The organism is Burkholderia sp. PU8-34, from assembly GCF_053427725.1.
Map to the genome: position 1 here is coordinate 200,419 of NZ_JBSAXC010000003.1, position 17,335 is coordinate 217,753.

A 17,335-nucleotide genomic window follows, 5' to 3' on the forward strand; every position below is an offset into this window, starting at 1 on the left:
TGTAAGCAGTACGTTGTCCCCTTCGTCTAGAGGCCTAGGACATCACCCTTTCACGGTGAGTACAGGGGTTCGAATCCCCTAGGGGACGCCAGATTCAGCGGCGTTTCGGTAGAAGTGTCGCAAAGCTTGCAGGAACGTAACCGACGTCCTGCAGGTTAGGGTGAAGAAAGCTGGAGCGGTAGTTCAGTCGGTTAGAATACCGGCCTGTCACGCCGGGGGTCGCGGGTTCGAGTCCCGTCCGCTCCGCCAGAACGAAGCCCGTTCAAGACGTCATTGAGCGGGCTTTTGATTTAAAGATGTAAGCAGTATGTTGTCCCCTTCGTCTAGAGGCCTAGGACATCACCCTTTCACGGTGAGTACAGGGGTTCGAATCCCCTAGGGGACGCCAGATTTCGGCGTCGTTCGAACAAACGATGCGCCGGCAGGAAGCAACCGACGCCTGCCAGGCAAGCAGCAAGACTGGAGCGGTAGTTCAGTCGGTTAGAATACCGGCCTGTCACGCCGGGGGTCGCGGGTTCGAGTCCCGTCCGCTCCGCCAGAAAATGAGAAAGCCCGCCTTGTGCGGGCTTTCTCATTTGCGTTTCCGGTTGCGCCCGTTGGCGGGCGTGACTGCGGAGCGGAGGAAGCCGCCTGCGCGGCTTCCGGCGGGACTCGAAGGGATGCGCGTGCACGCGCATTGGCGGACAATGCGCGTCCGCTTCCTCCTCCTCGAAAACGAAACCCGTTCAGGGCAGTCCCGAGCGGGTTCTTGTCCTGGCGCGCCGTCGATGCGCGAAAATCGCGATTGCATCCGGGCCGGACTGCGCTATCGTGGCGGAATGCGTCCTTGATCATCGTGCGATGCTCGATCCCACCGACCTGCGAATCCTGTATCAGCTCCGCCCCGCGGAGCCCGGCGATTTTCCGTTTGCCGAAGCGCTGACGCACGGCAACATGGGCGGCTATTACAAGCGCCACGGGCTCGTATGGCGCAGCGACCTGTTCTACGCGAGCTGGCGCGAATCGGAGAATTTCATTCTCGAGGCCGACGGCGAGCGAATCGGCGTGCTGCGCGTGACGGAAGAGGGCGACTCGCTCCACATCCGCGACGTGCAGATCGCGGCCGGCCATCGCGGGCACGGCGCCGGCACCTATCTGCTCGAGATGTCGCACCGCTGGGCGAAGGCGCGCGGGCTGAACGAGCTGCAGTTGCGCGTGTTCGTCGACAATCCCGCCGCACGGCTGTACCTGCGCATGGGCTATCGCGTCGCCGGATCGCGGCTCGCGCAGCTCGGCTCGATCCGGCACATGGTGCGGCCGGTCTGACGCGCGGGGCCGGTGTCAGAGCGGTGCGCCGTCCGGCGACGCTTCTTCCCCTGTCAGGCCTTCCGCGCCGCGGTGTTCGTGACCGCGCAGCATGAATGCGCGCGGGCTCTGGCCGAATGCGCGCCGGAACATCGCGGAGAACGCGCTCTGGCTCTGGTAGCCGAGTTCGCGCGCAATATGCGACAGCGGGCGCCCCTGGTTGAGCAGCGGAATCGCGCGCGCGAGCAGCGCCTGCTGTCGCCATTGCGAGAAGCTCACGCCGAGTTCCTGCTTGAACAGCCGTGAAATCGTGCGCGTGCTCGCGCCGACTTCGCTCGCCCAGTGTTCGAGCGACTCGGCGTGCGCAGGCTGCGCGATCACCGCTTCGCACAACATGCGCAAACGTTTCTCGACCGGCATCGGCACCGCGAGCGGCAGCGGCTCGGCGTGACCGAGTTCGTCAAGCACCAGCGCGCACAGCATGCGTTCGCGCGTCGCGCTCAGGTCGAGCGCATCGAGTGCGACGATCAGCTCGCGCAGCAACCCCGTCACTTCGACGACGCGGCACGCATCGAGCCCGTCCGGCACGATCGACTCGTCGATGTACAGCGTGCGCAGATAGGCGTCCTCGACGATCACGACCTCGTGCGTCACGTGCGGCGGCACCCAGATCGCGCGCGACGGCGGCACCATCCAGGTCGTGCCGCTCGTCGTCACGCGCAGCACGCCGCGCGACGCGTACGCGAGCTGCGCCCATGCATGCGTGTGGCGCGGGATGCGCACGCTGGCGGCGAGCGGACGCGCGCGCACGCGCATCGGATGGCCCGGTGTCGGCGCAAATTCCGGCGGAATGTCGATGACGTCGTAATGGGCTGACGCGTCTGCTTGGGCGGACGGATTCATGGGGGATCGGGTGGCGCGGCGGCGATGCCGCTATTGTAGAAGGGGCCACGCGCGGGCACGCGGTGGTTTTTTGGGTCGATAATGCCTCCGTTGAATGAACGTTGTATGGGGCCAGCGTGCGCTGCGCGGTCGTCGGCGGCAACCTCGGCGCGCTGGCCGGGAAGAACCATCGGGCCGGTATCGTGGTCTATGGATGCGTGCGCGACGCGGCGGAACTGCGCGCGTGCAACGTCGGCGCGCGGATCGCACCCGGAGAATGGAACTGCGCCGACGAAGACGGCGTGCTCGTCAGCGCGACGCCGCTGGCCTGGCACGGCAACACACGAATCAAAGAAGGAGAAGCATGATGCGCTACGTATTCGTCTATGGCACGTTGAGAGCCGGAGAGGCCAACGATATCGGCAGCGCGGCTGCGCGGCACGGCATCGCGGTGCCGACGCTCGTCGGCGCCGCTGCGTTGCCGGGCGAACTGTACGACTTCGGCACGTATCCGGGGATGGTGGCCGCGGGAGACGGCAAGTCGCTCGTCTGGGGCGATGTCTATGAAGTCGACGAGCAGCTCATGCCCGTGCTCGACGAGATCGAGCGCGTCTATCCGGGCGTCGACAGCCTGTTCAAGCCCGAGACGGCGACGGTCGAACTCGGCGGCCGGCAGTACACGTGCGTGTATTACCCGGTGGCGGCCCACGCAGTGTCGGACAAGCCGCGCATCGGGTCGGGCGACTGGGTCCAGCATCGGCAGGACCGCAAACGCTTGAGTGCGTGACGGCCGACGCCGCATGCAATAAAGGCGCCCTGCGGTTCGGAGGGCGCCTTTTTTTCAACGCATCGGGCCGTGAGGTGCAGCCTGCCGCGCTTCGCATCGCCACGCGCGCGCGGCCTCGTCAGGCCGGGCGGGGCAGCGCGGCCGGGTCAGGCCAGCCGCGCATGGTCGGCTGAACCCGGCCGGGCGTGTCAGATTTCCTCGTAGAGCGGCAGCGTGAGGAATTCCGTGAAACCTTCGGACGTCGACATCTGCTCGAAGATCGCTGCAGCGCGCTCGTACGGCTGCGTATCGCCGCCGACCGACTGCTTCACGTTCTCGAGCTCGGTCTTCGCGTAGCCGCGCACGAGTTCCGCCGTCACCTTGCGGCCGTCGTCGAGCACGCCCTTCGGCGAGCGGATCCACTGCCACACCTGCGAGCGGGAGATCTCGGCCGTCGCCGCGTCTTCCATCAGGTTGTGAATCGGCACGCAGCCGTTACCCGCGAGCCACGCGCCGAGGTAGTGGATGCCGACGTTGATGTTGTTGCGCAGGCCCGCTTCGGTGATCGGCGCTTCCGGCTGGAAGTCGAGCAGGTTCTTGCCTTCGACCTGCACGTCGTCGCGCTGCTTCGCGATCTGGTTCGGCTTGTCGCCGAGCACCTTGACGAACTCTTCCATCGCGATCGGCACGAGGCCCGGGTGCGCGACCCAGCCGCCGTCGTAGCCGTCGGTCGCGTCGCGCTGCTTGTCCGAGCGCACGCCGCCCATCGCCTTGTCGTTCGCTTCCGGATCGTTCTTGATCGGGATCAGCGCGCTCATCCCGCCGATCGCCGGCGCGTTGCGCTTGTGGCAGGTCTTCAGCAGCAGCAGCGCGTATGCGCGCATGAACGGCACCGTCATCGTGATTTTGGAACGATCCGCGAGGCAGAAGTCGCGGTCGTTCTTGAACTTCTTGATCGCCGAGAAGATGTAGTCCCAGCGGCCGGCGTTCAGGCCCGAGCTGTGCTCGCGCAGTTCGTACAGGATCTCGTCCATCTCGAACGCGGCGAGGATCGTCTCGATCAGCACGGTCGCGCGGATCGTGCCGCGCGGGATGCCGATCGCTTCCTGCGCGGCGACGAAGATGTCGTTCCACAGGCGCGCCTCGAGATGGCTTTCCATCTTCGGCAGGTAGAAGTACGGGCCCGAGCCGCGCGCGATCAGTTCCGTCGCGTTGTGGAACAGGTAGAGCGCGAAGTCGAAGATGCCGCCCGACACGCGCTGGCCGTCGACGGTCACGTGCTTCTCGTCGAGGTGCCAGCCGCGCGGACGCACGATCAGCGTCGCGACCTTGTCGTTGAGCTTGTACGACTTGCCGTTTTGTTCGAGCGAGATCGTGCGGCGCACGGCGTCCTTCAGGTTGATCTGGCCGTCGATCTGGTTGGTCCAGCTCGGCGCGTTCGAATCCTCGAAGTCCGTCATGTACGAATCGGCACCCGAGTTCAGCGCGTTGATGATCATCTTGCGCTCGACCGGGCCGGTGATCTCGACGCGGCGGCACTGCAGGTCGGCGGGCAGCGGCGCGACCTTCCAGTCGCCTTCGCGGACGGCCTTCGTTTCAGCCAGGAAGTCGGGGCGCTCGCCGGCGTCGAGGCGCTTCGTGCGCTCGGCACGTGCCTGCAGCAGGGTTTGGCGGCGCGGCTCGAACGTGCGGTGCAGCGCCGCGACGAGCGCGAGCGCGTCGGGCGTCAGGATCGCGTCGTAACCCGGCTGGATTTCGCCGGTAATCGCCATGCCTTGCGGCAGCGTGAGCGTGGTGGTCATGAGTCTCATCTCCTTGGTCGGTCAGTTGCGGTTTCGATGAAGGGGGGAAGGGGCCGGCAGCGGTGCTGGCCATTCGTGTGTCACGCGCCCGGGCCGGGGCGCGCGCGGCTTGCGCTTCTGCCGGACGGAGCCGGGGTGGCGAGGAAAGCGAGCAGGTCGGCCATGCCGGTGCCGGCGCCGTCAGGCGGCGTGCCGAGCTCCTCGGCAGGGGCGCCCGTGCGGTTGAGCCAGAACGTCGTGTAGCCGAACCAGGTGGCACCCGTCACGTCCCAGCCGTTCGACGACACGAACACGATGTCGCGCGGGTTCGACCCGAACGCGGCGGTGCCGAGTGCATAGGCGGCGGGGGACGGCTTGTACGCGCGCACCGCGTCGACCGACAGCACGCGATCGAACAGGCCGGTCATGCCGGCGCTCTTGACCGCGATGTCGAGCATCTGCGGGTTGCCGTTCGACAGGATCGCGAGTGGCGGACGCGGATCGAGCGCGCGCAGCTTGCGCAGCGCGGGCACCGTGTCGGGATAGGTGGACAGGCACGCATATTCGTCCATCAGGCGTTTCTCGGCGGCGCTGTTGAGTGCGAGGCCGAGCGAGCGCGCGGCGAACCGCAGCGCGTCGAGCGTGATGTCCCAGAACGGGCGATAGCGGGCGCCGGCCGGATCGGCGAGCGTGCGCAGCTGCGAGTATTCGATTTGCTTGCGTCGCCACAGCTGCGACAGCCGTTCCCCGTGACCGGGGAACATCTGCTCTGCCGCGGCCACGACCGCGTGCACGTCGAACAACGTGCCGAATGCGTCGAAAAGGATGGCGTTGGGAGAGAGTGTCGTTGTGGCCGACATAGCCTTGCGCTCCAGTATCAGAGGTCGGAAACGATTTTATTCGTGATCGTCAGTGCAAAAAAAGGCGCTAAACATCACTTGATCTTTTACTTTCATATACCTAATCTGGAGCCGCTTCAGTCAATATGACGGACGGCTTCCACCGTCCCGACGATTCATGGACCGCTTCAAACAGATCGAAACATTCGCCGCGGTCGCGGCGAAAGGCAGCCTGTCGGCGGCCGCGCACGCGGAAGGGGTCGCGCCGGCGATCATCGGCCGCCGCCTCGATGCGCTCGAGGAGCGGCTCGGCGTGAAGCTGCTCGTGCGCACGACGCGCAAGCTCACGCTGACTTTCGAAGGGTCGGCGTTTCTCGAAGATTGCCAGCGCATCATCAACGACATGCAGAACGCGGAGGCGAGCGTGTCCGCCGGCGGGGTCAAGGCGAGCGGCCACCTGCGCATCTCCGCACCGGCGGGTTTCGGCCGGCGGCACGTCGCGCCGCTCGTGCCCGAATTCAGTTGCGCCCATCCGGACGTGTCGGTCACGCTCGACCTCTCCGACCGGATGGTCGATCTCGTCAACGAGGGCTTCGACTGCGCGGTGCGGCTCGGCGAATTGCCCGATTCGTCGCTCGTGTCGCTGAAGCTCGGCGAGAACCGCCGCGTGTGCGTCGCGTCGCCGGCGTATCTTGCGCGGCGCGGCACGCCGGCCACGCTCGCGGAACTCGCGCGGCACAACTGCCTCGCGCTCGCGGCCAACGCGAACCAGCAGCGCGGCTGGGCATTCCAGGAGGACGGCAAGGTCGCGTCGATCCGCGTGAGCGGCATGATGGAATGCTCGGACGGCGCGGTGCTGCACGAATGGTGCCTGGCCGGCCACGGCCTTGCGTGGCGCTCGTGGTGGGAGGTCGGCGAGGACATTGCCGCCGGCCGGCTCGTCAGCGTGCTCGACGCGTTCGCGGCGCCGCCGATCGGCATCCACGCGGTGTTTCCGCAGCGCCGGCATCTGCCGCTGCGCGTGCGGATGTTCCTCGACTACCTGAAGCATACGTACGAGCGGCCTGGCTACTGGGGCTAGGCACCGGTCGCGCGCGACGCGGTCTGCCGCGCGCGGGAGCGTGGCGGGCCCGGGCGATGCACGGTGCTCCGTGGCGCACGGGCCGGGCGGGGCATCGTCGCACGGGTGTTTCCGATATGAGGGCGAACCCGCTGCCGGAGCGGGGCGCACCGATTCGCACACTACAATCGAGACAGGCACACCGGACCCGCGACGGCCGCGGCGTGCGGCGGCGCGTCGCGCCGGGTGCGAATGACGATGGAGGGCGCGATGTTCAAGCACATCCTCGTGCCGACCGACGGCTCCGACCTGTCGAAGAAGGCAATCGACGGCGCGATCGATCTCGCTCGCGCGGTCGGCGCGCGCGTGACGGCCTATGCGTGCCTGCCGCAGTATCCGTACTCGCCGTTCTCGGAAGTGATCATCGAGCCGCCCGCCGATTTCCGGGCGCGCAGCGAGCGCGAGGCGCGCACGCACCTCGACGAGGTCGAATCCGCCGCGCGGCAGGCGGGCGTCGACTGCGACACCTGGACGAGCGTGCATCCGTCGCCGTACCTCGGCATCATCGAGGCGGCCGAACGCGGCGGCTGCGACGTGATCTTCATGGCGTCGCATGGGCGCCGCGGGCTCGGCAGCCTGCTGATCGGCAGCGAGACGCAGCGCGTACTGACTCATACGAAAATTCCGGTGATCGTCTATCGGTAGGCCCGGCGCACGCTCGCGAGGCGCGGGCGACCGGTCCGTCGGCCGAAGCCGAAAAGAAGGCGCGCCGGGCAGGGCCGGCGCGGGTTGTCGTGTGCAGCCCGCAGGCTGCGCGGCCGGTCGCGCGACACATGTCGCGCGCCTGCCGTCTCCTCCCTGATCCTTGTTCGTGATTCGGGTGCCGATGCCGCGCCGTCGCATGACCGGCGGGCATCGGCGTGACGCCCGCAAGGCGTCTTAAGCGACCTTCTTGCCGTCGAAGAACTGCTCGTCTTCGGTCGAGCCGTGCAGCGCGGTCGTCGACGCTTCGCGTTCGACCGTCTGCGTCACCGCGTCGAAGTAGCCGGTGCCGACTTCACGCTGGTGCTTGACCGCGGTGAAGCCCTTGTCCGCTGCCGCGAACTCGGCCTGCTGCAGTTCGACGAACGCGCTCATCTGCGTGCGGGCATAGCCGTGCGCGAGGTTGAACATCGAGTAGTTCAGCGCATGGAAGCCGGCCAGCGTGATGAACTGGAACTTGTAGCCCATCGCACCGAGTTCCTTCTGGAACTTCGCGATCGTCGCGTCGTCGAGGTTCTTTTTCCAGTTGAACGACGGCGAGCAGTTGTACGACAGCATCTTGCCCGGGAACTGCTTGTGGATCGCTTCCGCGAACTTCTTCGCGTACTCGAGATCCGGCTTGCCCGTTTCGCACCAGATCAGGTCGGCGTACGGCGCATACGCGAGACCGCGCGAAATCGCCTGCTCGAGGCCCGGCTTCGTGCGGAAGAAGCCTTCGACCGTGCGCTCGCCCGTCAGGAACGGCTTGTCGTTGTCGTCGATGTCGGACGTGATCAGGTCCGCTGCTTCCGCGTCGGTACGGGCGACCAGCACGGTCGGCGTGCCCATCACGTCGGCCGCGAGACGCGCTGCCGACAGCTTCGCAACGGCTTCGCGCGTCGGCACGAGCACCTTGCCGCCCATGTGGCCGCACTTCTTCACCGAAGCGAGCTGGTCTTCGAAGTGGACGCCCGATGCGCCGGCTTCGATCATCGCCTTCATCAGCTCGAACGCGTTCAGCACGCCGCCGAAGCCGGCTTCCGCGTCAGCGACGATCGGCGCGAAGAAGTCGACGTAGCCTTCGTCGCCCGGGTTCTTGCCTTCCGACCACTGGATCTGGTCGGCGCGCGTCAGCGTGTTGTTGATGCGCTTCACGACCTGCGGCACCGAGTTCGCCGGGTACAGCGACTGGTCCGGGTACATTTCGCCCGCAAGGTTCGCGTCGCCCGCGACCTGCCAGCCCGACAGGTAGATCGCCTTGAGGCCGGCCTTCACCTGCTGCATCGCCTGGTTGCCGGTCAGCGCGCCGAGGGCGTTGACGAACGGCTCGTTGCTGATGAGGCTCCACAGCTTTTCCGCGCCGCGCTTCGCAAGCGTGTGCTCGACCTGGATCGAGCCGCGCAGGCGGACCACGTCGTCAGCCGAGTAGCTGCGCTTGATGCCCTTCCAGCGCGGATCGGTTTCCCATTGCTGTTGCAGTTCCTGTGCCTGTTGCTGACGCGACATGATGTGCTCCTTGAACGGGTGTTGCCTGAATCGGGGTGAATCGAACGGTGGTGATGCTGTTCACGAAGCCGGGCGTGGTGCGTTTCGTTTCGTGAAGTCTTGTATAAGAGTCTAGGCAAATCGAGGATCGCGAAACAGAGGCTGTCTCAGGAAGTTTTGAAATTTTTAATCGTTATTAATCAAGTGTTTGTGATGTTGATTTCGCGATAAGAAATGCATTTTTCCATCCTGCAATGGCCCGGGTTGTGCCACGCAACATGATTTTTTACGACGCAAAAAAATTTTTCGCATCGTGAAATGGTGGCGAGGGCGAAAAAAAACCGGCGCGGATGCGCCGGTTGCGTATTGCGGGGCGGTTGACGGACGGCCGATGAAGCCGCCCGCGCGCCATTACGACGCCGAATTGCCGCGTCGCGGGCCGCCGCGCTGGCCGTCGCTGCGGCGGTTGCCGCCGTCGCGGCTGCCGCCCGGCTTGCCGCTCCAGCCGCCGTTGCCGCCGCCGTAGCTGCGGCCACCGCCGTTGCCGTTGCCGTGACCGCTGCCCGGCTTGCCGCCGAAACGCCGGCCGCCGTTACCGCCGCCCGGACGGCCGCGGCCGCCGTTGCCGCGATCGTTGCGCGGCGGCGCCTTGCGGGGCTCGAAGCCTTCGATGACGTTGACCGGCAGCGGCGAACGCACGAAGCGCTCGATACGCTTCAGCGCGCCTTGCTCGGCGTGATGCACGAGGCTCACCGCGGTGCCCGAGCGGCCCGCGCGGCCGGTACGGCCGATCCGGTGCACGTAGTCTTCCGCGAACTTCGGCAGGTCGTAGTTGAACACGTGCGTGATGCCCGGGATGTCGATGCCGCGCGCCGCGACGTCGGTCGCGACGAGCACGCGCACGCGGCGCTCGCGCAGCGCGCGGATCGTGCGGTTGCGCGCGCCTTGCGGCAGGTCGCCGTGCAGCGCGGCCGACTCGAAGCCTGCGTCGGCAAGGCGGCCGGCGAGCTGGTCGGCGTCGATCTTGGTCGCCGTGAAGATGATCGCCTGGTCGAGCGCGTCGTCGCGCAGCAGGTGATCGAGCAGGCGGTCCTTGTGATCGCGGTCGTCGACGTAGTGCACCGTTTGCGCGATGTTCGCGCGCGATTCGAGGCGCTGCTGGATCTCGATGCGCTCCGGATCCTTCAGCAGGCGGCTCGTCAGCGAACCGATCTTGCCGTCGAGCGTTGCCGAGAACAGCATCGTCTGGCGCGATTCAGGCGTTGCGTCGACGATCGTCTCGATGTCGTCGATGAAGCCCATGTCGAGCATGCGGTCGGCTTCGTCGAGCACGAGCATCTTCAGCTCGGACAGGTCGATGCGGCCACGCTCGAGGTGATCGAGCAGGCGGCCCGGCGTCGCGACGAGGATTTCCGGGTTCTTCGCGAGCAGCATCAGCTGCTGGCCATAGGCGACGCCGCCGAGGATGCTGACCGTGCGCAGGCGCTTCAGGTGCTTGCCGTAGGTCGATGCGGCCGTCGTGACCTGCATCGCGAGTTCGCGGGTCGGCGTCAGCACGAGGAGGCCCGGGCGTGCGACCGGCTGCGGACGGCGGACACGGCGGTCCCCGTTGTTCGGTTCGCGCGGCGCGCGCGGCTGTTGCGCCTGCGCCTTCTGCAACTGAGCGAAGCGCTCGATCGCGGGCAGCATGAACGCGGCCGTCTTGCCCGAACCGGTCGGGCTCGACACCAGCAGATCGCGGCCGGCGATGCCGGCCGGAATCGCACGCTGCTGGACCGGCGTCGGCTTTTCGTAGCCGGCGGCCTGCAGCGCGGAGACGATCTCCGGCGACAGCCCGAGCGACGCGAAGGTCGGCTCGTCGGCAGCCGGCGCGGCTGCAGCCTGCGCGGCGTCGTCGAGACCGAGTGCCTTGTCGGCGGTCGCGTTGAGGGGGCTGTTGGAAATGCTCGAAGTCATAACAATCCTTGAATCACAGTGGGTGAAACGTCGGCGCCAATCGCGCATGCCCAAGTTGTCGGATTCAACGAGCAAATCGGAAAACGGGTGCAATCCGCCAGTCGTGAGGCGGATGAGGCTAGAAGCTGTTTTGGGTGCGGCGTGCGATGACAGCGTTGCCGCCAGCCTGATAATTGACGGCTGCAAGAGCCGAAGCAGGAAGGGGACAGGTTCTAAACCGGATTGGAGCTTAACGCTACGAGGCGTCTGGCCGGATCGGCCAGTTGGCCGGGCGCGGATATGACGCAGCCAGCATTATAGAGACTTTTGCTGCGCTGCGCCACTGTCCTTGATGCGGTGGCGGGCGATCAGGCTGCGGTGCCGTTCTTCAGCGAGTCGACGAGCGCGATGTATTGCTGCTTCGCCGCATCCTGCGACGTGCCCTTCAGCGCTTCCCACGCGTCGTACTTGTACTTGCCGACGATGTCGGTGAAGCCCGGCTTGTCGCCGTGCACGTCGCCGTCGGTGGCTTGCTTGAAGAGCGCATAGAGGCGCAGCAGGGTCAGGTTGCCCGGACGCTCGGTCAGTTGCTTGACGTCGACCTGGGCCTGGTCGAATTGGACGGTGAGTTCGCTCATCGGGTGTCTCCGGTAAGGGTTTCGAGTCGGGCGATCTTAACAAGCGGACCGGCGCGCGGGGTCGAGCGATCCTTCCAAACCGCCGCGGGCGTTCGCGGCACGTCGCAATGAGCCGGGATCGCCCGTGGGAGCGGGGCGCCGCATTACAATGTCGGCCATGACGCAAACAGTGCTCCTCGCCATCGATACGTCGACCGAATACTGCTCGGTCGCGCTGCTGCGCTCGGCTACGGCCGAATCCGCGGCTTCCTCCCTGCAAAGCTGGGTCCGCCACGAACTGACGGGCGCCGTGTCGAGCACGCGCGTGCTGCCGGCCGTCCAGGAACTCTTCGCCGAATCCGGGCTGACGCTCGCCGATTGCAATGCCATCGCCTTCGGCGCGGGCCCCGGCTCGTTTACGGGCCTGCGCACCGCGACCGGCATCGCGCAAGGCCTCGCGTTCGGGCGCAATCTGCCGGTCGTGCCGATCGGCACGCTGCTCGCATGCGCCGAGCATGCGCGGCTGCGCGCGCCGGGCACCGCGCGCGTGCTCGCCGCGCTCGACGCGCGGATGGACGAGGTCTACTGGGCCGATTTCGTGTGGGACGACGGCGCCGGCGACTGGCGCACGCTGCATCCGGCCGCGCTCGACGCGCCGGGCGCGGTCGGCGTGCCCGACGCGCCGTTCACGCTCGCGGGCAACGCGGCTGCCGCGTTCGGTGCGCAGCTGCCGGCCGTCGCGCGGGCCGCGGCGGTCGACGGCGACGCAATGCCGCATGCGCTGGCGGTCGCGCACGCGGCATTGCGCGCGTATCGGGCCGGGCGCACGGTGCCGGCCGAGCAGGCCGCACCCGAGTACGTGCGCGACAAGGTCGCGCAGACGACCGCCGAGCGGATGGCGGCGCGGGCCGCACGACCGGGCGGAGCGCCGGAATGACGGGTGTACTGCTGAGCGACCGGTATCTGTCACCGATGACGGACGCCGATCTCGACGAAGTCGTGGCGATCGAGCACGCCGCCTATGAATTCCCGTGGAGCCGCGGCAATTTCGAGGATTCGCTGCGCAACGGCTATTTCGGCGTGTGCCTGCGTCACGTGACGGGCGCGCTCGTCGGCTATTGCGTGCTGATGCCCGTGATCGACGAGATGCATCTGCTGAACCTGTGCGTCGCGCCTGCCGCGCAGTGCACGGGCGCGGGCCTCGCGCTGCTGCGCGAGGCCGTGCGCATCTCGCAGGCGGAACGGCTCGACGGCGTGCTGCTCGAGGTGCGGCCGTCGAACCCGCGGGCGATCCATCTGTACGAGCGCTTCGGCTTCGTGACGATCGGGCGGCGCAAGAACTACTATCCGGCGCGGCATCGCAGCCGGGAGGACGCGATCGTGATGCGTCTGACGCTGAACAAGGACGGAGGCGCGCATGGCGTGGGCTGAAGCGGCACTCGAGGAAATGGGGCTCGCGCATCGCTGGGTGCGGCGCGGGCTGCCTGCGGGCGATGCGCCGGCGGCGGCCGGGCAGGATGCGCTGGCGGAGACCTCGGACGCGCAGGCCGATACCGATACGCGTGCGCGGACTGCGGACAAGGCGGCTGCGGCACGCGAGGCCGTTCCTGCGGCGCAGGCTACTGCTTGGCCGGCTGACGATACGGCGAACGCGCATGAACCGGACGTGCGGGCAAGCGCAACGGCGAAGATGCGCGAGCCGGACGTGAAATCGACCGCCGACGCGGCGCCGCAATCGACGCATGTCCCGGCTGGGGCAGGCGACGCAGGGGCGGCGCAGGCGCGTGGCACGCGATCGCCTGCCACCGCGCAGACTTCCGACGCGCGCGCAGAAGCAAACGCTGTCGGCAACGGCCGCGCGGCGATCTCGAATCACGAACCCGCCATGCGCGCGGACGCGTTCGCGCCGCCCGACGACGCCCCTCCGCTCGGCGAGGACGATTTCGCGTGGTTCGATGCCGCGCCGCCTGCCGATCCCGTGCCGGTCACCGAGCTGCGTTCCGCCGAAACGCCGGTGGCCGAACTCGACTGGGACGCGCTTGCGGCACGCGTGGCGGACTGCACGCTGTGCCGGCTCTGCGAGAAGCGGACCAACACGGTGTTCGGCGTCGGCGACCGCGAGGCCGACTGGATGCTGATCGGCGAAGCGCCCGGCGAAAACGAGGACAGGCAGGGCGAGCCGTTCGTCGGCCAGGCCGGCAAGCTGCTCGACAACATGCTGCAGTCGCTGTCGCTCAAGCGCGGCGACAACGTGTACATCGCGAACGTGATCAAGTGCCGGCCGCCCGGCAACCGCAATCCGGAGCCGGATGAAGTCGCGCGTTGCGAGCCGTATCTGCAGCGCCAGGTCGCGCTCGTGAAGCCGAAGCTGATCGTCGCGCTCGGCCGCTTCGCCGCGCAGACGCTGCTGAAGACCGACGCGAGCATCGCGTCGCTGCGCGGCCGCGTGCATGCATACGAAGGCGTGCCGGTGATCGTCACCTACCACCCGGCGTATCTGCTGCGCAGCCTGCAGGACAAGTCGAAGGCGTGGGCCGATCTGTGCCTCGCGCGCGATACGTTCCGTGGGGCGGCCATCCGTGGGGCGGCCATCCGTGGGGCGGCCATCGGCAGCGCAGACGAGCGGTCCGCGCAATGACGGCCCGCGCAGCGTTGTCGTTCGTCGAAACGCTGCGCGACGCTGCAGTCCGCGATCTGGCGTGGCTGCTGTCGAGCCCGAGCCTGCTGACGGCGGCGCCCGGCGCGCCGCTCGCGCAGCCGTGGTCCGACGCGACGGAACAGGCGGCCGCAGAGGCGTGGCTGGCCGCGCTCGATGCGGCGCCCGAGCCGCTGCACCGCGCGCTCGAAGGGCTGCGCCCGGTCCGGCTCGGCCGCTATGCGGAATGCCTGCTCGAATACTTCCTCACGCACGGGCCGTCGCTGCGGCTCGTCGCGGCCAACCTCGCGCTGCGCATCAACGGCAAGACGCTCGGCGAGGTGGACTTCCTCGTCGATACGCCCGGCGGTCAGCGCCTGCATTGGGAACTGGCGGTGAAGTGCTACCTGTGCGCACCGGTGCGTGACGCGGCCGGGCTCGCCGATTTCGTCGGCCCGAATCTCGTCGACCGCTTCGATCGCAAGCGCGGCCGGCTGATCAGCCACCAGCTGCGCCTGAGCGGGCGCGACGGATTCGCGCGGCTCGGCTACGGCGCGCTGGCCGATGCACAGATGTTCATCAAGGGGTGGCTGTTCTATCCGCACGACGCGCCGTTGCCGCGCGTCGCCGACGACATTGCGCCGGTCCACCCGCGCGGCTTCTGGCTGACGCACGCGCAATGGTCGGGGTGGGCGGCCGCGCAGCCGGCGGATGCCGCGTGGGCCGTGCTGCCGCGGCTTGCATGGCTCGCGCCGCGGCGCATCGCACCGGGCGACGCGGCGCCCGAGCCGTTCGTGGCCGAGCACGCGCTGCCGGCGGTGCTGACGGCGCGCCAGGCGCCGGCCTTGATCGGGGTCTATGCGCGGGGCGGCGACGGCACATGGCACGAGACCGCGCGCGGGTTCGTCGTGCCGGACGACTGGCCCGAGCGGGCGCAGGCATTCGCGGCACTGGCCGACTGACGCGGGCGCTGGCCGGCGCTTACCACCAGCGATGGAAGTGGTGCACGGGGCCGACGCCGTGGCCGACGTCGAGCCGGCCGCTTGCGGCGATCGCGCCGGTCAGGTACGCCTTCGCTTCGCGCACGGCGGTTTCGAGGTCGGGATGCCGCGGCAGCAGCGCCGCGATCGCCGACGACAGCGTGCAGCCCGTGCCGTGCGTATTGGCAACCGGCACGCGCGGGCCGTCGAGCCGCACGGTGCGCGTCGCGTCGACGAGCCAGTCGGGGCTCGACAGGCTGTCCGGCAGATGGCCGCCCTTCATCAGCACGGCGCGTGCTCCCGTCGTCAGCAGCGCACGGCCCTGGCGCACCATTTCGTCTTCGGTGGCCGCCTCCGTGTCGCCCAGCAGCGCGGCCGCCTCGGGCAGGTTCGGCGTGACGACCGTGGCAAGCGGCAGCAGCTCGCCGCGCAGTTCGTCGACCGCGTCCGGTGCGAGCAGCGCGTGCGCGCTTTTCGAGATCATCACCGTGTCGAGCACGACGTAGCGGGGGGTGTAGCGGCGTAGCGCGTCGGCGACTGCGCGTACGATCGGCGCGTTCGCGAGCATGCCGATCTTCACCGCGTCGATCCGGATGTCGCCGAACACCGCGTCGAGCTGCGCGGTCACGAATGCCGGATCGGGTGCGTGCACGCCGGTCACGCCGCGCGTGTTCTGCGCGGTCAGCGCGGTGATCACGCTCGCGCCGTATGCGCCGAGTGCGGAGAACGTCTTCAGGTCGGCCTGGATGCCTGCGCCGCCGCCCGAATCGGAGCCGGCGATCGTCAGGACGTTGGGGATCGGTTGAGTCATGATGGCAAAGCGCCGGTTCGAGAACCGGCGCGGACAGGCGGAAGCGGGAAGCGCGGCGTCAGTGTTTCGCCTCGCCGATCAGTGCGACCGAATCGAACTGGCGCTGGTTCGCCTGGTGGCGGCGCATCACGAGCCACATCGTCAGGCAGACGAAGGTGCCGAACAGCACGATCACGACGCCGACCGGCACGTCGAGCCACACCAGCACCGCGTACAGGCACAGCATCACGAGCACCGACAGGTTCTCGTTGAAGTTCTGCACCGCGATCGAGTGGCCCGCCGACAGCAGCACGTGGCCGCGGTGCTGCAGCAGTGCGTTCATCGGCACGACAAAGTAGCCGGACAGCGCGCCGACGCACATCAGGAACAGGTACGCGATCAGCAGGTAGACCGGCATGCGGACGTGGCCGAGATGGATGACCCAGCTCGACGGGAACAGGTCGCGCGTATAGAACGCCATCAGCATCACCGCGATGCCCATCACGATGCCGACGGGCAGTACGGTGAGCGACTTCTTCAGCGGGATCCGGCCGGCCGCGGCAATCGCGCCGGCCGCGACGCCGACCGCGACGACAGCCTGCAGCAGCGCGCCTTCTGATAGCGACATGCCGAGCGACACCTCGGCCCACTTCAGCACGATGAACTGCAGTGTGGCGCCTGCGCCCCAGAACAGCGTCGTGACCGCGAGCGAGATCTGGCCGAGCTTGTCGTGCCAGAGCGCCATGAAGCAATCCGCGAAGTCGGTGACGAGCTTGACCGGGCCGTGCTGCTGCCGCGGGTAGCGCGCGCCGGTATCGGGAATGCGCAGGTTGAACAGGGCGGCAATGATGTAGATCGCCATGATGATCGCCATCGCGGCTTCGGCCGGCGTGTTGATCCAGCGGGGAGTGTGTGCGATCACGTGCGATGCGATGTGCGGACTGATCAGCGCGCCGCCGAGCACGGTGCCGAGGATGATCGAGCTGACGGTCGTGCCTTCGATCCAGCCGTTCGCTGCAACGAGCCGGTCGGCCGGCAGCAGCTCGGTGAGTATCCCGTACTTGGCGGGCGAGTACGCCGCCGCGCCGAAGCCGACGATGCCGTACGCGATCAGCGGATGGGCGCCGAACAGCATGATCAGGCAGCCGACGACCTTGATCGAGTTGGTGATGAACATCACGCGCCCCTTCGGGCGCGAATCCGCGAAGGCGCCGACGAACGCTGCGAGCACCACATAGGACAACACGAAGAACAGCTTGAGCAGCGGTGTCATCCAGTTCGGCGCGTTAAGGTCTTTCAGCAGGGCGATGGCGGCGATGAGTAGCGCATTGTCGGCCAGCGACGAGAAAAACTGCGCGGCCATGATGGTGTAAAAACCTTTTTTCATCTGATGCGATGCTTTCGTCGCTGCGGCTCGGCCGTGAAGGCCGCCTGGTATGCGATCGGCTTATTCCGTTCGAAATGGGTTGTGCGCACGGCTTTATAACACGAAAATACAGCGATTCGGACTAGCAAGATTCCCCGATCGTTCCGCAAGTTG

At 67.5% G+C, this 17,335-nt stretch carries 16 protein-coding genes, 4 tRNA genes and 1 pseudogene; 13 read left to right on the plus strand and 8 right to left on the minus strand.

The window, feature by feature from the left end; genetic code table 11:
• Nucleotides 1-15 precede the first annotated feature (15 nt).
• The 5 genes from ACV22Z_RS09210 (at nt 16) to ACV22Z_RS09230 (ending at nt 1,305) form a co-directional block, all read left to right on the plus strand.
• Nucleotides 16-91: transfer RNA gene (locus ACV22Z_RS09210), tRNA-Glu, on the plus strand.
• Nucleotides 92-172: 81 nt separating this feature from the next.
• Nucleotides 173-249, plus strand: a tRNA-Asp gene (locus ACV22Z_RS09215).
• A gap of 63 nt (nt 250-312) precedes the next feature.
• Nucleotides 313-388 (plus strand) — tRNA-Glu (locus ACV22Z_RS09220).
• A 73-nt stretch (nt 389-461) separates the two neighbouring features.
• Nucleotides 462-538 (plus strand) — tRNA-Asp (locus ACV22Z_RS09225).
• Nucleotides 539-840: 302 nt separating this feature from the next.
• Nucleotides 841-1,305, plus strand: a complete 465-nt coding sequence (locus ACV22Z_RS09230) for a GNAT family N-acetyltransferase (RefSeq protein WP_124598657.1) — start codon at nt 841-843, stop codon at nt 1,303-1,305.
• Between the two features lie 15 nt (nt 1,306-1,320).
• Here the strand turns inward: ACV22Z_RS09230 and ACV22Z_RS09235 are convergent, their stop codons facing one another.
• Nucleotides 1,321-2,187 carry an AraC family transcriptional regulator gene (locus ACV22Z_RS09235; protein WP_448076002.1) on the minus strand — a complete coding sequence of 289 codons (867 nt, stop codon included), beginning with the start codon at nt 2,185-2,187 and terminating at the stop codon, nt 1,321-1,323.
• A 107-nt stretch (nt 2,188-2,294) separates the two neighbouring features.
• Here ACV22Z_RS09235 and ACV22Z_RS09240 point away from each other — a divergent pair.
• Nucleotides 2,295-2,534 (plus strand): annotated as a pseudogene (locus ACV22Z_RS09240) (RraA family protein); the annotation flags it as partial.
• Entirely contained in the window at nt 2,534-2,953 is a 420-nt protein-coding gene (locus ACV22Z_RS09245) for a gamma-glutamylcyclotransferase family protein (protein ID WP_448076381.1), read from the plus strand. The pseudogene ACV22Z_RS09240 and the gene ACV22Z_RS09245, both read left to right, overlap by 1 nt.
• 188 nt (nt 2,954-3,141) lie before the next feature.
• Here the strand turns inward: ACV22Z_RS09245 and aceB are convergent, their stop codons facing one another.
• Together aceB and ACV22Z_RS09255 are read right to left on the minus strand one after the other, a co-directional pair.
• Complete coding sequence (gene aceB / locus ACV22Z_RS09250; protein ID WP_448076003.1) at nt 3,142-4,734, minus strand: malate synthase A; 1,593 nt, start codon at nt 4,732-4,734, stop codon at nt 3,142-3,144.
• 80 nt (nt 4,735-4,814) lie between these two features.
• Nucleotides 4,815-5,573, minus strand: a complete 759-nt coding sequence (locus ACV22Z_RS09255) for a haloacid dehalogenase type II (protein WP_448076004.1) — start codon at nt 5,571-5,573, stop codon at nt 4,815-4,817.
• Nucleotides 5,574-5,730: 157 nt separating this feature from the next.
• Between ACV22Z_RS09255 and ACV22Z_RS09260 the strand changes: the two genes are divergently transcribed.
• The gene (locus tag ACV22Z_RS09260; protein WP_448076005.1) at nt 5,731-6,633 is read left to right on the plus strand and encodes a LysR family transcriptional regulator; all 903 of its coding nucleotides are present in this window, start codon (nt 5,731-5,733) and stop codon (nt 6,631-6,633) included.
• A gap of 249 nt (nt 6,634-6,882) precedes the next feature.
• Complete coding sequence (locus tag ACV22Z_RS09265) at nt 6,883-7,317, plus strand: universal stress protein (protein ID WP_124598642.1); 435 nt, start codon at nt 6,883-6,885, stop codon at nt 7,315-7,317.
• Between the two features lie 234 nt (nt 7,318-7,551).
• Here the strand turns inward: ACV22Z_RS09265 and aceA are convergent, their stop codons facing one another.
• The 3 genes from aceA to ACV22Z_RS09280 all read right to left on the minus strand — a co-directional run bounded on the left by aceA (nt 7,552) and on the right by ACV22Z_RS09280 (nt 11,411).
• Entirely contained in the window at nt 7,552-8,859 is a 1,308-nt protein-coding gene (aceA, locus tag ACV22Z_RS09270; RefSeq protein ID WP_448076006.1) for an isocitrate lyase, read from the minus strand.
• Nucleotides 8,860-9,249: 390 nt separating this feature from the next.
• Nucleotides 9,250-10,794 (minus strand): DEAD/DEAH box helicase, encoded by a 1,545-nt coding sequence (locus ACV22Z_RS09275; protein ID WP_448076007.1) that lies wholly within the window; start codon nt 10,792-10,794, stop codon nt 9,250-9,252.
• Nucleotides 10,795-11,141: 347 nt separating this feature from the next.
• Nucleotides 11,142-11,411, minus strand: a complete 270-nt coding sequence (locus ACV22Z_RS09280; protein WP_448076008.1) for an acyl-CoA-binding protein — start codon at nt 11,409-11,411, stop codon at nt 11,142-11,144.
• A 148-nt stretch (nt 11,412-11,559) separates the two neighbouring features.
• Here ACV22Z_RS09280 and tsaB point away from each other — a divergent pair, with 148 nt between their 5' ends.
• From tsaB to ACV22Z_RS09300, 4 genes are read left to right on the plus strand one after another with little or no spacing between them, the layout of a single operon-like run.
• Nucleotides 11,560-12,327 carry a tRNA (adenosine(37)-N6)-threonylcarbamoyltransferase complex dimerization subunit type 1 TsaB gene (gene tsaB, locus ACV22Z_RS09285; RefSeq protein WP_448076009.1) on the plus strand — a complete coding sequence of 256 codons (768 nt, stop codon included), beginning with the start codon at nt 11,560-11,562 and terminating at the stop codon, nt 12,325-12,327.
• The gene (gene rimI, locus ACV22Z_RS09290) at nt 12,324-12,821 is read left to right on the plus strand and encodes a ribosomal protein S18-alanine N-acetyltransferase (protein ID WP_448076010.1); all 498 of its coding nucleotides are present in this window, start codon (nt 12,324-12,326) and stop codon (nt 12,819-12,821) included. The genes tsaB and rimI overlap by 4 nt, the downstream gene beginning before the upstream one ends.
• Nucleotides 12,808-14,028 carry a uracil-DNA glycosylase family protein gene (locus ACV22Z_RS09295; RefSeq protein WP_448076011.1) on the plus strand — a complete coding sequence of 407 codons (1,221 nt, stop codon included), beginning with the start codon at nt 12,808-12,810 and terminating at the stop codon, nt 14,026-14,028. Before rimI ends, ACV22Z_RS09295 begins: the two co-directional genes overlap by 14 nt.
• Entirely contained in the window at nt 14,025-14,987 is a 963-nt protein-coding gene (locus ACV22Z_RS09300) for a DUF1853 family protein (protein WP_448076012.1), read from the plus strand. The genes ACV22Z_RS09295 and ACV22Z_RS09300 overlap by 4 nt, the downstream gene beginning before the upstream one ends.
• Before the next feature lie 19 nt (nt 14,988-15,006).
• Here ACV22Z_RS09300 and thiD read toward each other — a convergent pair whose 3' ends face one another.
• Both thiD and lplT read right to left on the minus strand, forming a co-directional pair.
• On the minus strand, nt 15,007-15,816 hold the full coding sequence (thiD, locus tag ACV22Z_RS09305) for a bifunctional hydroxymethylpyrimidine kinase/phosphomethylpyrimidine kinase (protein ID WP_448076013.1): 810 nt from the start codon (nt 15,814-15,816) through the stop codon (nt 15,007-15,009).
• 58 nt (nt 15,817-15,874) lie between these two features.
• The gene (gene lplT / locus ACV22Z_RS09310) at nt 15,875-17,182 is read right to left on the minus strand and encodes a lysophospholipid transporter LplT (RefSeq protein WP_448076014.1); all 1,308 of its coding nucleotides are present in this window, start codon (nt 17,180-17,182) and stop codon (nt 15,875-15,877) included.
• Nucleotides 17,183-17,335 lie beyond the last annotated feature (153 nt).

What these genes read in the sequence shown, in the direction of transcription:
- aceB (WP_448076003.1), bottom strand. Translation starts at nt 4,734, where the DNA reads ATGACCACCACGCTCACGCTGCCGCAAGGCATGGCGATTACCGGCGAA.
- ACV22Z_RS09265 (WP_124598642.1), top strand. Translation starts at nt 6,883, where the DNA reads ATGTTCAAGCACATCCTCGTGCCGACCGACGGCTCCGACCTGTCGAAG.
- ACV22Z_RS09230 (WP_124598657.1), top strand. Translation starts at nt 841, where the DNA reads ATGCTCGATCCCACCGACCTGCGAATCCTGTATCAGCTCCGCCCCGCG.
- ACV22Z_RS09255 (WP_448076004.1), bottom strand. Translation starts at nt 5,573, where the DNA reads ATGTCGGCCACAACGACACTCTCTCCCAACGCCATCCTTTTCGACGCA.
- ACV22Z_RS09300 (WP_448076012.1), top strand. Translation starts at nt 14,025, where the DNA reads ATGACGGCCCGCGCAGCGTTGTCGTTCGTCGAAACGCTGCGCGACGCT.
- ACV22Z_RS09235 (WP_448076002.1), bottom strand. Translation starts at nt 2,187, where the DNA reads ATGAATCCGTCCGCCCAAGCAGACGCGTCAGCCCATTACGACGTCATC.
- ACV22Z_RS09275 (WP_448076007.1), bottom strand. Translation starts at nt 10,794, where the DNA reads ATGACTTCGAGCATTTCCAACAGCCCCCTCAACGCGACCGCCGACAAG.
- ACV22Z_RS09245 (WP_448076381.1), top strand. Translation starts at nt 2,534, where the DNA reads ATGCGCTACGTATTCGTCTATGGCACGTTGAGAGCCGGAGAGGCCAAC.
- ACV22Z_RS09280 (WP_448076008.1), bottom strand. Translation starts at nt 11,411, where the DNA reads ATGAGCGAACTCACCGTCCAATTCGACCAGGCCCAGGTCGACGTCAAG.
- ACV22Z_RS09260 (WP_448076005.1), top strand. Translation starts at nt 5,731, where the DNA reads ATGGACCGCTTCAAACAGATCGAAACATTCGCCGCGGTCGCGGCGAAA.
- ACV22Z_RS09295 (WP_448076011.1), top strand. Translation starts at nt 12,808, where the DNA reads ATGGCGTGGGCTGAAGCGGCACTCGAGGAAATGGGGCTCGCGCATCGC.
- tsaB (WP_448076009.1), top strand. Translation starts at nt 11,560, where the DNA reads ATGTCGGCCATGACGCAAACAGTGCTCCTCGCCATCGATACGTCGACC.
- thiD (WP_448076013.1), bottom strand. Translation starts at nt 15,816, where the DNA reads ATGACTCAACCGATCCCCAACGTCCTGACGATCGCCGGCTCCGATTCG.
- lplT (WP_448076014.1), bottom strand. Translation starts at nt 17,182, where the DNA reads ATGAAAAAAGGTTTTTACACCATCATGGCCGCGCAGTTTTTCTCGTCG.
- aceA (WP_448076006.1), bottom strand. Translation starts at nt 8,859, where the DNA reads ATGTCGCGTCAGCAACAGGCACAGGAACTGCAACAGCAATGGGAAACC.
- rimI (WP_448076010.1), top strand. Translation starts at nt 12,324, where the DNA reads ATGACGGGTGTACTGCTGAGCGACCGGTATCTGTCACCGATGACGGAC.